A 13,639-nucleotide genomic window follows, 5' to 3' on the forward strand; every position below is an offset into this window, starting at 1 on the left:
AACACCGCCCCGGTCCAATAGATTAGTCGGCCTGAAAAAGCCCCCGTGCTTTCTCGCCCCTATTCAAGTTAAAAGAAGTAGTGAAATTTCAATGTCCGATTCCAACACCGCTGAATCCGTAGTCACCTTGTCGTCCAAAGCGGAATACGAAAACTCCATCAATCTTTCACAACACGTGCCCCAGGCAAAAACCATCAGCGAGATGGTCCTGGATGCTTTCCAGTCCAGCCGCGAAAGCGACCAGATCCGCGAGCTGCGCGCCGCGATCCGCCAGGCACACGACAGCTTCGACGACGACAAAGCCTATGAATTGATGGGCCAGCTCAAGCAACTCAAGGATGCCGAAGCCGCTGACATTGCCGCTCTGGAAGACCTGAGCAGCAAGTTCCCGATCAGCCGCATTCTCTCCAGCTTCAAGGACGACCCGGCGTTTCAGGAAATCGTCTACGGTCTGGCGTTGAAGGTGCTGAACCAGACGCACCAGGCGATCAGCAATCCGAGCGGCGGCAAGAGCAAGGCTGCGCGGGCCAAGAAAGAAGCCGAAGTGTTCACCATCAGCAAGGACGGCATCAGCGTCACCCTGCCGCTGCGCACGCCGCGTTCACGTTTGAACGTTGACCGCGAAGCCCTGGAATTCCTAGGTTTCACTTTCGTCGGTGAAGGCGAAGAAGCCGAGCTGGAAAGCGAGACCTTCCTGGACAACACCGGCGCCGAACAAGCCGCCAACCGCAAGAACATCATCACCGCCCTGCAACAGCAGACTGCGTTCGACGGCTACAGCATCGCTGCGCAGTAACTGTGAAGCTTTGTGGCGAGCGAGCTTGCTCGCGCTGGGCTGCGTAGCGGCCCCAAAATCTGACTGCAATTATCGATTTTTGTGAGTGCTGCGCACTCAAGCGGGAGCAAGCTCCCTCGCCACAGGTACCTCACTTGCTCATTTAAGAGCCCCGCCCCAAAGCGGGGCTTTTTATTGCCCGTGATTCGGGCAAATCCGCGATTACTCTTCCAGTATCGACGCCAGAAACACCCTTCCCTTAACCCTTCAGCACCACGGGTCCGCCTGCTCTGATGAAGGTCGTGGAGCGTCAACCTCACTTTCCAGCCAGAGACCTCAGTGGTGCGACTGCTGAGGTCATCATGAACACGACGCCTTTATACCGTCAGCTGGCCAACCATTACCTGGACGCCATCCGCAGCGGCACCCTGAAAACCGGTGAGCGCTTTCCTTCGATCCGGTTGATGATGGAGAAACACGCCGTCAGCCTGTCGACTGCCGTGCAAGTCTGTCGAGAACTGGAAGACTGTGGCGTGCTGGAAGCGCGGCCTCGCTCCGGCAACTACATTCGCCAGCCCGACACGCCGAGCAAACCCATCCCCATCGCCCTGCCCCCGCCGCTGGATACTGAGGCTTATGCGGGCATTCACGAACAAGTGTCATCGGTGCTCAAGGCCAGTCAGCGGGCGACAATCAAGGTCAACCTGGCCAGTGCCTACTGCGCGCCGCAGCTTTATCCGCTCAAGACGCTGCAGGACAACATGCTCAAGACGTTGCGCCAGGACCCGCATCTGCTCGACACCACGGGCTCGACCTGCGGCCATATCGCGCTGCGCAATACGTTGGCCCGCCGGGCACTGACCAGCAAAACCCACCTCCCCGCCGAGCGCATCGTGATCACCAACGGCGCGACCGAAGCGATCAACCTGGCGTTGCGCGCGGTGACCTGCCCGGGGGATACCGTGGCCGTGGAATCGCCGACCTTCTACGATTTGCTGCAGATTCTCGAAAGCCTCAACCTGCAGGTGCGGGAAGTCCCGGCCACGCCCCACAGCGGGATCAACCTGCTGGCGCTCGAACAGTTGCTGCAAGGCCCCGAACGGATCAAGGCGCTGATCGTCATTCCCAACCTGCACAACCCGCTGGGCAGCATCATGCCCGACGCCAACAAGGCGCGGCTGGTACAACTGTGCGCCGAGCACCACACCGTGCTGATCGAAGACGACACCTACGGCGACCTGGTGGATACCGAGCAACCGTTGTCCACGCTCAAGCACTGGGACCGCAGCGACAACCTGATCTATTGCGCATCGCTGAACAAAACCCTGGCACCCGGCGTGCGTCTGGGCTGGATCAGCGCCGGGAAATGGCACGACCGCGTGGAAATGCTCAAACACACCCAGTCCCGTGGTTGCGAAGCCTTGTCACAACTGGCGGTCAGTGCGTTCATGGGGACACCGTCCTACGAACGTTACCTGCGTCGCTTGAGGAGAACCCTGGCGCAACAGCGCCAGCACATGAGCGCGGCAATCCTGCGCTACTTTCCCGAGGGCACGAGCGTGAACACCCCCCAAGGCGGGACGTTGCTATGGGTGGAGTTGCCTCGGGAATATTCGTCCATGACGTTGTTTCACGAGGCCCTGAACGTCGGCATCCTGATTTCCCCTGGGGATATCTTTTCCAATACCGGGCGCTTTGGTCACTTTGTGCGGATCGGGTGTGGGGCGCCGTATTCGCCGCGGGTTGATGAGGCGCTCGCAACGCTCGGCCAACTACTCAAAACCCAAGGCTGACACCAACCTAATGTGGGAGCGAGCCTGCTCGCGAAGGCGGTGTATCAGACACATGAAAGTTGAATGTGCTGTCGTCTTCGCGAGCAGGCTCGCTCCCACAGGGGGAAGTGGTCAGGTTGGGGATTGGTGAAGGCAGATGATATGCGGATCATCATTCCAATGCGGAAAACGCTCGGCGATCAGGGGGTCGTGGCCGGGGATGACGTGGTCTGCGCTGTCGGCCAGGCGGTCGATTTCGCTGAAGGCCTCCAGGGTTTGCGCCAGGTCATCAAGAATCGGAAACGGACTGCGCTCACGGATGTTGACCCACAGGTGCGCGGCATCCGACGCCAGCACGATCCAGCCGCGTGCGGTATTGACCCGCACCACCTGGCTGCCGGGTGTATGACCGCCCACCGCATGCACAGTGATGCCGGGCAGCACTTCGGCCGTGCCATTGTGCAAACGCATGCGCCCTTCGAACAGCGGCGGCAGTGCCGACATCACGTCCTCGACTTCGTAGGTTTTGTTCACTGTGCGATGGGCCATTTTCGGCCCGGTGCAAAAGCGCAGCTCCGCTTCTTGCAGGTGCACCGTGGCTTTCGGAAACAGCCCCAGGTTGCCGGCATGATCCCAGTGCAAATGGGTGAGGATCAGTTGCTCGACCTGCGCCGGATCGATGTCCAGTTGCCGTAGGGATTCTTCCGGCAGGCGATACATCTGACGGTTGCGCCGATCCGCCGTGGCCGGCTGAAAACAGGTGTCGACCACAATCACCTGCTGCTCGTTACGGATCACCCAGAAGTAGTAGTCCAGCGGCATCGGTGCATTGGGATCACCGCAGCAGGCGTCGTAGAGAAAATTCTCCCGGGCGGTGCGCTGGGCGTTGGCGCCGACACGGATGGCGAATACTTCGTACACAGGAATGGACATGGAACCTCCTGGTTCAGGCCGCCGCGGTGGCTTTCAAGGTCGGACGAAAATCGAAGTCGATCTGATCGCTGATACCCAGCTCCTGCGCCAATTTATGCAGGCCGCTGTAGTCGCGCATGATCGTCGCGTTCTTGTTGCTCTCGCGGGTGTCGGCAATGATCAGTGCGGCGTCCGCAACCCCGAGCTGCATCAGAATCGCCTCCCACATCGAGTAGTCCTGAGCGACAAAGGCACTCAGTGCCACCGACAAGGTGCGTGCGAAAAATTCCCGCTGCGCCGGCTGCATGTTGGCGTACATCACCTTGGCCACTTCAGCCAACACTTTGCTGTGGGCATATTCGTCACGGTTATGCAGCTCGGCGACGCGACGGTTTTGCGGCTGGATACTCTGGTCGTCCGCCAGCAGATCCAGATAAGCGTTGACGCTGATCTCGGCCACCACCGCGAAGGTGATCGCCGCCAGGTCTTTCTGCCATTGCTCGGCCAGCGTTTCCCGCAAGGCCAGCAGTCGCAGATAGGTGACTGACGGCGGCAAGTCCAGATCCTGATCGAGCGCACGCTCCAGTTTGGTCCGTTCGATGGCCCGCAGGTGCATGAGCGTGTGGTAATGCTCGTCGATCAAGGTTTGCTGCATGGCCTCGCGGAAATGCCAGTCATCCTTGCCCAGGTATTGATTGGCGATGACGCTGAGCGCCGGATTCACCACGTGTTCTTCGGCGGTCACGGTGCGCAGGTTGTAGCCGATCCAGCCCCAGGTCACCACGCTGCTCTTGAGTTCATCGCTCAAGGCCTGGAATTTGGGGTGGTGAAAGAACGGCACCATGCGCTCCGGGTAGTCCGGGCGCGCCGGGTCGAACACCTCGTCGGCCGACATCTTGTCCGGCGAGCAGACCGTGGCACGCCGGGTCCAGGCCTGATTGAGCCGCACGACCAGTTGATGATCGACCTTGGCGATCTCGATTGCTGTTTGCATGACGCGATACCTGTAGGACGCGTACCCGCTGAGGGGTACGCCGAAGGAATGGAAACGTAAGAATCAGGCCAGCCAGTAGCGGGTCAGGTGGCGCGCCGGGTCAGTGTATCGACTCCGGGCGTGGATCATCCGCCAGTTGTCCCAGATCAGCATGCAGTCGTCGGGAATCAGCACCGGGGTGTTGTGCTCGACGAAGTACGCTTCGCCGAGTACGGCAAACCTGGCCAGCGGCGAGTCGTTGTTGTTGACCTGTGATTGCTGCAAGGCTTGCTTCGACGGGTTCACATCGCCGTAGTGAAACTGGTTGTAGCTGAAGCGGAAAATGTCGCCCTCCTCGGTGGGCGTCAGGATGTACTCCTTGACCCGGGTTTGCGCGGGCTCGCCGGGTTTGGCGGTGGCAACGAACTCCACGGGGGTGTCATCCAGCCATTCGCGCAGTTGCGGGTCGCTGCGCTCCAGTGACTGCAAGAACGCGTAACCGTCCACCAGCCCCGTGTGGCCGCCACCGCAAGTCGCCTGATGATGGCAATGCAGCGCCAGGTAACGCGGCGGCGGGCCATACACCGGCGCCTCGGTGTGCGGGCCAATGCCGTTCATGCTCTGGGAGTACGGCAGGTCTTCATAGCCCGGCTTGCGGGTGATGGCGAAGGCAGTCTGCCCGTTGAATTGCGGAATGACCGGGCCGAACTCGTGCAGGGTGCCTAAAACGTCGTGGGAAAACTCCCCCGGCGTCAGCACCGTCCAGCCACGGCTCGACAATTCCTCATGGCGATGGCCCAGGGAAACATAAGGTTTGGACGCAACAATCCCTTGATCTGACATGGTGAGGTTCCTGGCGGTTTATCAGGCGTTGACGGTTGAGGTGTAGGCGGCAATCAATTCGCGGCACGCGGTGCCCGGTCGGTAAGGCTGTTCATCGATGCTTTGCACAGGGGTGATTTCGGCGGCGGTGCCCGTCAGAAAACACTCGTCGAACTCGCCCAGCTGCGTAGGCAAAATCGTGGTTTCGATCACCTGGTAATCCAGGGTCCTGGCCAGCTCGATGACGGTCTGCCGGGTAATTCCGTTGAGGAAACAATCCGGCGTCGGCGTGTACAAAGTCCGACCTTTAACGAAGAACACGTTGGCGCTGGTGGCCTCGGCGACGTGACCGCGCCAGTCGAGCATCAAGGCATCGTGGTAGCCGTTGTTTTCCGCATCGTGCTTGCTCAGTGTGGCGATCTGATAATGCCCCGACGCCTTGGCTTCGAAGGGGCTGCTGCTCGGTGGCGGGCGCCGCCACGTAGCGGTTTTCAAGCGAATGCCGGCCATGCGCGCCGCCGGGTCGAAATAGCTCGGCCATTGCCAGCAGGCGATTGCCACATGCACGCGGTTGAAACGTGCCGAGGTGGAAATCATCTCGCTGCCGCGCCACGCCACCGGCCGCAAATAGCCCTCGACCACCTGGTTGCGCTGCAGCACTTCATGGCTCGCTGCTTCCAGTTCGGCGGGCTCGAACGGGATGGCAAAATCCATCAGCTGCGCCGAGCGATACAACCGCTCAGTGTGTTCGCGCAGCTTGAAGACCTTGCCGTTGTACACGCGCTCCCCTTCATACACTGTGCTCGCATAATGCAAGCCATGGGTCAGCACATGCAGGCGCGCCTGGGACCACTCGACGAACTCGCCGTCGAGCCAGATCCATCCTTCGCGTTGATCAAACGGGATACCGCTCATGTCCTTGTCTCCCCAATTCCAAGAATCGTCCTACGCCGTTTGCAGCAGCACCGGTATCAATTCCGGCGCAGGTGCCAGCAAAAGCTCAGGCTCGGTTTGAAAGAAAAACCCTCGCTCGCCAAAGGCCGGTCGCAACTGGTCGAACCAGGTCGCCTGCGGGTCGAAGCGCGCATAAAAGGTGCGCAATACCCATTGCGGGTCCCGGGCCTGGAGGAACTGCAACACAAAGACTTTTTCCCCGGCGACGGTCTCGATGCCGTTGATCAACACCTTGCCGTAGAAGGTGCTCATCGATGGCCCGCGCACCGTGCGCGCCAGCCCGGAGACCGTGCGGTACGCCGCCTGGAAAATCTCGAACGCCCGCGCCAGCGGCATTGCGAAGTAATGGCTGGGGCCGGTGTCCCGCTCGACGAACATGTAGTACGGCACCGCCCCGAGCCTCACGCCTTCGGTCCACAGCTCGGCCCAATCGGCGGGGTTTTCATTGATGTGGCGGATCACCGGTGCCTGCATGCGCAGGGTGGCACCGGTGGAGCGAATGCGTTCGACGGCTTGTCGGGCGATGTCCTGGCGGATCTCCACCGGGTGGTTGTAGTGCCCCATGATCGACAGGTTTTTCCCCGCCGCGACGATCCGCCGAAACAGTTCGAGCAGCTCCGGCGCGTCCTTGTCGCTGACAAATCGCTGTGGCCAATACGCCACGGACTTGGTGCCGATGCGGATATTTTTCAGGTGCGCCAGTTCCAGCAGCGGCTCGATGTATCCGGCCAGCGAACGACTGTTCATGATCAGCGGATCGCCCCCGGTGATCAGCACATCGGTGACTTCCGTGTGCACCCGCAAGTAACTCACCAGTTCCTGGGATTCCCGTGCGTTGAACTTGAGTTCTTCCTCACCGATGAACTGTGCCCAGCGGAAACAGAAGGTGCAATACGCATGACAGGTCTGACCGGCACCGGGGAAAAACAGCACGGTCTCGCGGTACTTGTGCTGAATGCCTGGCAGGACTTTTCCGTCGAGAATGGCGTTGTTATGGGTCAACTGCCCGGCCGGGTGAGGGTTCATCCGTAGCCAGATCGCTTCGATCCGGCGCTTGATGGGCGCCGCATCGTCCTGTTCGATCAGTTGCTTGAGCGATGCGTACTCGTCCGGCAGCAACATGTCCTTGTGGGGAAAGGTCATGCGGAAAACCGGATCGTCCGGAATGTTGTTCCAGTCGACCAACGTACCGAGTACGTATTCGTTGGTGCGAAACGGCATGACCCGCGCGACGACGGTCATTGCTTCCTGCAAGGCCGGTGTCAGCTTGTGCCAGTACGGCGTGTCGCGGATGGTGCGTGAGTTATAGGGTTTGTATCTTTCCAGCTCCGACATTCCCTGCATGGCAGCGCTCCTGGTGTTGGCTGGCGGCGGTTACTGAACGGCTGGCGCTACGCGCTCTATGTCCATCCAGGCCCGAACACTGTCGCGGTCCCATTGACGGCGCACGTAGGTCGCGAGCCGCGCAGGTACCGGATCACCGTTGGCGACCAGTCGGTTGAGCATGATTGCCAGGTCGGTGTCGGCAATGCTCCAGTCACCGAACAGGTGCTCGGCGCCCTCTTGCAGCAAGCGATCGGCCACAAAGAACAAGCGGTCGACCGCAGCACGGGCTTCGTCGGAAAGCGGGTTGTGTTTCTTGCCGAAGTACACCAGGTCAAATGGGCGTTCTTTGCGCACCACCAGCAGATCGCTGCGCAACCAGGCCTGAAGCTGACGGGCACGGGCGCGTTGCTTGATGTCTTGAGGGAACAGTTTTTTATGTCCAGGTGACAGCTCATCCAGGTATTCGGCGATGGCGGAAGATTCCGACAGCGCAAAACCCTCATGAACTAATGTTGGAATTTTGTTGGTCAGGGAAAGATCACGATAAGTCGCTTTATAATTCTCCTTCGCCTTCAAATCTACCGTAACCAATTCGAATGAAAGTTGTTTTTCTTTCAACGCCACAAACGCGGACATTGCAAACGCACTGACAAAATCCGCACCCACACACAATTGCAGTTTCGTACTTTCCATAGAACGCTCCCTTGCACTAATCACACTAATCCGTTGCATTGGAAGCGATCGTAGTTAGGTGTTTAAACGCTGAACAGATACAGAAATTATCTGTTTCTACGGATACAGAAAGTTGATGAGGCAGAAAAACCTGCCCCTCCCTGTAGGAGCGAGCTCGCTCGCGATGGACCAGAGAACGCCGCGGGGTATCAGGCTCCCAGCGTTATCGTTAACGACCATCGCGAGCAGAGCTCGCTCCTACAGGGGTGGGGGAATTTGGGGAGAGTCAGACCGTGGCGGTCGCCAGGTTGGAGAGCATCGCCATTTGCGGCATGTTGCTCATGTTAAGCATGACCAGCGGTTCGGTGGCGCTGGTGTTGACGAAGCCGTGCTCGGTCCAGGCCGGCACCAGCAGCACGTCACCAGGGCCGACGCTCACTGCATTGGCATCGCCCAGGGTCAACGTGCCACTGCCAGACTGAATGATGAACAGGTGCCACCAGGAATGGGTATGGCCAGTGAGCGTCGAGCCGGGTATCAACCATTGCATGGACACCGCCATGCCTGGCATCAACCTGCAACCTTCGAGGCTGTTGTCGTGGGCCAGCGCAACAATATCGACCTCGCTGGCTGCAAGACTCTGACGCATGTCCACAAGTTCGTCTTGTTTCCACACCCGCGCACTGCCAGGCGGGCGCTTTAAGCTCTGGCGAAAATCCTTATAGGGAAAAAACCCACCTTGAATATTATTCATCCACGAATTCCATATGGCTGGTGACTTAAGTCACCAGACACTAGGCGAACAATTAACCACTGTAAAGCCAGGCCACTAATACTTAAATAGCCGAAGGCCGCAACGCTGCGATCATATCAACTTCAACAGCGGCATTTTTCGGCAACTGATAAACACCAATGGTGGTTCGAGTATGTTTCCCGGCGTCGCCCAACACATGACTGAAGACATCCGAGGCCCCGTTGGCCACTTCACTGAGGTCGACAAAGTCCGCCGTGGATTTCACATACACCGTGACCCGAATCAACGACTTGATCTTATCCAGCGAACCGATGGCATCGACCATCAGTGCCAGACCGCGCATCGCACTGATGCTGGCCGCCGCTTGCGCATCCGCCATGTTGAGGTCCAGCCCGACCCGGCCGGGATAGTGGATTTTGCCGTTCATGCGCGGCACCAGACCGCTGATATACAGTTCATCGTGATGGCGAATCAGCGGTGCGTAATGGCCGCCGGCGGTGTTCTCGCCGTAGATGTCATAACCGAATTCCTTGGCCAGGGCGATGAAGCGTTCATCACAGGTCATGTGTTCAATCATTGTCCGAATCCTCTAGATCAATACTGCAAAAAACATCGATCGCTACTTAGCCCACGGCCCTGGCGGACGGCGCCAGGCTCGTGATCCCGACTCTTGATTCAATGGCTTCGGCCAGGCGCAACAGGTCGTTGCTGAGCTGACCGTAGTGCTCGTTGAACAACACGATGTGGCCGATGAACGAGAAGTTGTCTTTCACCAGTGCACTGACTGAATCACCAACACGCTTGGCGAAGGTGGCTTCCACCAGGTCGATGTGCAGCGCATTGGCCACGGCTTCGATGTCAGGCGTCGAGCGCAAGATCCCGCCCGCCGGCGCCCTGAGCAGGCGAATGCCGCAATAGCCGCGCGCTACCGGTTCGTGATGTTCGATCTGGCCTTCCACGGCCCAGCGCACCCAACGCTCCCACGGGTTGAAATCGACAAAAGCACGCTTGGCCAGGTCCCAGATGTGCATGCCGCCGGGACGCATATTGGTTTCCACGGCCGACGTCAGTTGGTCAGCCCTGTGGAACACTTCGTTGTGCCACGCGCCATTGTTCTCGGACACCAGACCGGCCATATGCCGGCCGGCAGCCATCAGGCGGGTATGCACGTCTGCCGGCAGCGGTGCAGGTACCACTTGCTGGATCTCGGCACGATAGGCGCCTTCGGTGGTGGTCTTTTCGGTGACCCAGGTACTCCCGGCCACACAGTCCCAGCTGTACTCCCGTGCTTCCTGAATCAGTTCTTCAAGGACGATGCCACCCTCGCGATACGGTTTGAGCGCCTGCCAGGCCTCATCGCATTCCGACGGGTGCTGGATCACGCGACAGCCGCGGCTCGCGCCTTCGCAGGCCGGCTTGATGAAAGCCCTGCCGCCCAGTTCAACCACACGCTGGCGCAGTTGCGGCAGGCTCTCGACCCGTTCGGAAAACACCGGGCGATAATCCTCTGGCGACGTTGCAGCCGTTGCTTCGAGATGGCGGAAAATCTGCTTGTCCAACCCTGCCCGCGCCTCGGCCCGGGTGATTCCGGGCAAGCCGAAATGGCTGGCCAGGGCCGCACCGAGCAGCACGCCGCGATCAGAAAACGGCAGCACGCCGATCAATTTCCAACTGTCGGCGTTCAGGCAACCGACCACCAGCTCAAGTGAGGCTGCCACGTCCTTCTCGGCCAGCGATGTGCTGCAGACGTGATCGGCCACCTGTTCGTCCTGGGGCTGGATCTGTTCGACCAGCAGAATCAGTCGGGCGTTGTAGAGCGACTTGCACAGGTCGCGCAATTTCTGGATGTCGTGCACCCGATTGCCGTTGTATCCGACCACTACTACGCATGATGTCGTATTCATAGAACCCCCGACCTGCAAAGAAAACCGACGCTGCGCTGTCTCAGTCGTGCAACGACGCATTGGATTTACGGTTGAGCCAGTACCAGGCCAGGATCCCGCCGGCACCGATGGCGGCCAGCACCAGGGCGTTGTACGGCGCCGGCACCACCCGCATGATCAGCACCGTAAGGCCGGCACCGACGCCCAGGGCCACTTCCTTGACGAACATGTTGTTCTGCTTGACCGAGAAGTAATCGAGGTAGCTGAACGCGCATTCGGCGATGGACAGCAATGCCACCCAGATCAACGCGCCGACCAGGGTTTCGACACGGAACGCCGCCGGTGACGACAACACCGCAAAGCCGCCGACGATGATCCCGATCACCGCCACCACCTTGAAGCGCCCGGTGCGCTCGATCAGCTTCATCACCGGCACCTGGGCGAACACCACCACGGCGCTGTTGAGGATCAGCATCAGGCCGTACCACGCCGGCAGTTCACCGGTCTTGAGCAGGATCGCTTGCGGCAGGATCGAGAACACCCCGAACAACTTGATGCCCATGATGATCCCGGCGATCGCCCACGGCAGTTTGTTGCGCCAGCCGCTACCATCGTGGGTGACCGGGCTCGCCACCACCGGCTGGGTGGTAAAGGTCGCGCCTGCGGCGATCGGCAGGCACAGCAGGACGAATGCCGCCGCGCCGAGGAAAAACATGGTCGGGGTCAGCAGTGGCGAGAGCAGGATCAAACCGGCCAACAGGCTGCCCATGTTCATGGCGACACGGTTATACGCCGCACCTTCCTTGGTCTGCGCCGCTTCGCTCTTGATCAGGTAGCCGGCAATCGCAATGCCATAGGCAAACAGCGCCGCGGCGAACATCACCACGCCCTGGTTGCTGGTGACCGCCAGCAGCACCAGGCCGGCGGCCGCGCACGTCAAGGTGACGCTCAAGGAGCGACGGCCCAGTACCAGCAACGTCAGCGGCAGCAACAACAGCAAGGCTCGATAACCGAGGGCCAGGATGCTGTTGGTCGCGGTGTCGAGCCAGACGTTGGCCTTGCCCAGTACCGCGAACAGCGACACCGCGGTGATGATCCGGATCATGAACAGGCGAATGTTGATCACCGGTTTGGCCACGGCGGCCGTTGTTTGAACACTCATGCAACACCTCTGGAACCAGCGATTGTTCAGGCGCCCGGCGCGAACAATCAGGAAAGTCTGTAAGGTGATGGTAGAGAGGGACGCTTGTTTTCATCAGAGCAAGTTCGTATAGAATCAAACGAACTTTACTGCCGGAGAGACCAGTAAAATGCAGGTTCAGCGCGCAGTGATCGCCGCCATCGAGTTCCAGCCGGGAGTGCCGCTGGTTCAGCAGATTGTCGATCAGTTGTCGGTGGCGATCAGCCAGGGCGGCCTGCCCCACGGTTCGCGGTTGCCTCCGATTCGCGAACTCTCCGAGTTGATGAACGTGGGCAAGTCCACGGTGGTGGATGCGCTGGACCGCTTGCGGGCCAAGGGTCTGGTGGTTTCACGCCAGGGCTCGGGGCACTACGTGCACCGCTCCAGCACCACGCTCAAGGCCGATGCCGGTCCGGACCTGCAACCGCAAGACACCCTCAGCGTGGTCCGCCGTGCGGTGCTGCAGGACACTGGCGCACTGCGCCCTGGCGCCGGTTTCCTGCCCTCCTCGTGGCTGCCGGCCGAAGAACTGCTCAAAGCCGTGCGTGGCACTCTGCGCGCCACCTCTCTGCAAATGGGCGAATACGGCGTCGCCGCCGGTTACTTGCCGTTGCGTGAGGCCTTGCAGGTCAAGCTGTCGGCCCTGGGCATCGAAGTGCCCGTGGAGCAGATTGTCACCACCGCCAACACCGTACAGGCCATCGACCTGTTGATGCGCCTGCTGGTCAAACCTGGCGACACGGTGCTGCTCGACGATCCATGCTACTTCACCATGCACACCAATCTGGCGCTGCATGGTGCCAAGGTCATCACCATTGCCCGTGGTGCTGACGGCATGGACATGGAGGCCTTCGAGCAATTGGTGAGTGCCCGTCGTCCCGTGCTCTACATGACCAACAACACCCTGCACAACCCGACCGGCCATTCCTTCTCGCAGGCACAGGTTTATCGTTTGCTGGAAATGAGTCACCGCTATGGTTTCCACATCGTCGAAGACGATTTGTATGGCGACTTGCAGCAACGGCAGACGCCGCGTCTGGCAGCGGGCGGGCTGGACAATGTCAGCTACATATCAGGCTTCTCCAAGACCCTGACGGCTAACAGTCGCGTCAGCTTTGCAGTGCTTTCGCCACCCCTGGCGGCACGGATGATCACCCTGAAAATGGCCTGCGGCGGCATGACGTCGGAGCTGGCGGAACAGATCATCTGCGCGATGCTCAGCGACGGCAGCTACGCCAAACATACACGGCGCACGGTGGACAGGCTCTATGAGTCGAGCAGCCGGGTGAGTGGCTGGTTGATGGAAGCCGGTTGCTCGGTGTCATCGCTGCCCCACGAAGGGCTGTTTATCTGGGCGCAATTGCCCGAAGGCTTTCATGCCGAAACACTGGCCAGGAAAGGCCTGGACATCGACCTGGTACTGGCCCCCGGCACCCTGCTCAGCAAAGCGCCGGACGCCAGCCGATTCCTGCGCTTCAACGTCGCCCACAGCGACAATACCCAAGTACGCGACCGGTTCTTGCGATTGCTTGAATCCAAGTAAGTAACTGACCACCACATAACCCTGTGGGAGCGAGCCTGCTCGCGAAGGGGCCGCCACATCCAGCATCCATGTC

Annotated in this window: 13 protein-coding genes; 3 read left to right on the plus strand and 10 right to left on the minus strand. The window is 59.9% G+C overall.

The annotated features are described in order from the left end of the window. The first annotated feature begins 91 nt into the window (after positions 1-91). Positions 92-796, plus strand: a complete 705-nt coding sequence (locus ACW9HW_RS08465; RefSeq protein ID WP_095193813.1) for a hypothetical protein — start codon at positions 92-94, stop codon at positions 794-796. A 341-nt stretch (positions 797-1,137) separates the two neighbouring features. Beyond that, a complete protein-coding gene (locus tag ACW9HW_RS08470) occupies positions 1,138-2,568 on the plus strand; it encodes an aminotransferase-like domain-containing protein (RefSeq protein ID WP_457399414.1) in 1,431 nt (476 codons plus the stop codon). 111 nt (positions 2,569-2,679) lie between these two features. Here ACW9HW_RS08470 and ACW9HW_RS08475 read toward each other — a convergent pair whose 3' ends face one another. The 10 genes from ACW9HW_RS08475 to ACW9HW_RS08520 form a co-directional block, all read right to left on the minus strand. Continuing rightward, positions 2,680-3,480, minus strand: a complete 801-nt coding sequence (locus ACW9HW_RS08475) for an N-acyl homoserine lactonase family protein (protein ID WP_457399416.1) — start codon at positions 3,478-3,480, stop codon at positions 2,680-2,682. A gap of 13 nt (positions 3,481-3,493) precedes the next feature. Beyond that, positions 3,494-4,453, minus strand: coding sequence for a diiron oxygenase (locus ACW9HW_RS08480; RefSeq protein ID WP_457399418.1), 960 nt, complete (start codon positions 4,451-4,453; stop codon positions 3,494-3,496). Positions 4,454-4,516: 63 nt separating this feature from the next. Next, positions 4,517-5,275 carry a TauD/TfdA family dioxygenase gene (locus tag ACW9HW_RS08485; RefSeq protein ID WP_095193817.1) on the minus strand — a complete coding sequence of 253 codons (759 nt, stop codon included), beginning with the start codon at positions 5,273-5,275 and terminating at the stop codon, positions 4,517-4,519. A 21-nt stretch (positions 5,276-5,296) separates the two neighbouring features. Next, a complete protein-coding gene (locus ACW9HW_RS08490; protein ID WP_095193818.1) occupies positions 5,297-6,169 on the minus strand; it encodes a branched-chain amino acid aminotransferase in 873 nt (290 codons plus the stop codon). Positions 6,170-6,199: 30 nt separating this feature from the next. Continuing rightward, on the minus strand, positions 6,200-7,552 hold the full coding sequence (locus ACW9HW_RS08495) for a KamA family radical SAM protein (protein WP_457399419.1): 1,353 nt from the start codon (positions 7,550-7,552) through the stop codon (positions 6,200-6,202). A gap of 30 nt (positions 7,553-7,582) precedes the next feature. Continuing rightward, the gene (yfcF, locus tag ACW9HW_RS08500; protein ID WP_095193820.1) at positions 7,583-8,227 is read right to left on the minus strand and encodes a glutathione transferase; all 645 of its coding nucleotides are present in this window, start codon (positions 8,225-8,227) and stop codon (positions 7,583-7,585) included. A 265-nt stretch (positions 8,228-8,492) separates the two neighbouring features. After that, positions 8,493-8,960: a cupin domain-containing protein gene (locus tag ACW9HW_RS08505; RefSeq protein ID WP_095193821.1), complete on the minus strand. Its 468-nt coding sequence runs from the start codon at positions 8,958-8,960 to the stop codon at positions 8,493-8,495. Positions 8,961-9,042: 82 nt separating this feature from the next. Next, on the minus strand, positions 9,043-9,537 hold the full coding sequence (locus ACW9HW_RS08510; protein ID WP_457399421.1) for a RidA family protein: 495 nt from the start codon (positions 9,535-9,537) through the stop codon (positions 9,043-9,045). 46 nt (positions 9,538-9,583) lie between these two features. Continuing rightward, positions 9,584-10,864: an ATP-grasp domain-containing protein gene (locus tag ACW9HW_RS08515; RefSeq protein ID WP_095193823.1), complete on the minus strand. Its 1,281-nt coding sequence runs from the start codon at positions 10,862-10,864 to the stop codon at positions 9,584-9,586. 40 nt (positions 10,865-10,904) lie between these two features. Continuing rightward, complete coding sequence (locus tag ACW9HW_RS08520) at positions 10,905-12,005, minus strand: hypothetical protein (protein WP_457399423.1); 1,101 nt, start codon at positions 12,003-12,005, stop codon at positions 10,905-10,907. A gap of 148 nt (positions 12,006-12,153) precedes the next feature. Between ACW9HW_RS08520 and ACW9HW_RS08525 the strand changes: the two genes are divergently transcribed. Beyond that, positions 12,154-13,566, plus strand: a complete 1,413-nt coding sequence (locus tag ACW9HW_RS08525) for an aminotransferase-like domain-containing protein (RefSeq protein ID WP_457399425.1) — start codon at positions 12,154-12,156, stop codon at positions 13,564-13,566. The last annotated feature ends 73 nt before the right edge of the window (positions 13,567-13,639 follow it).

The sequence above is a fragment of the Pseudomonas sp. SDO5532_S415 genome, assembly GCF_054071155.1.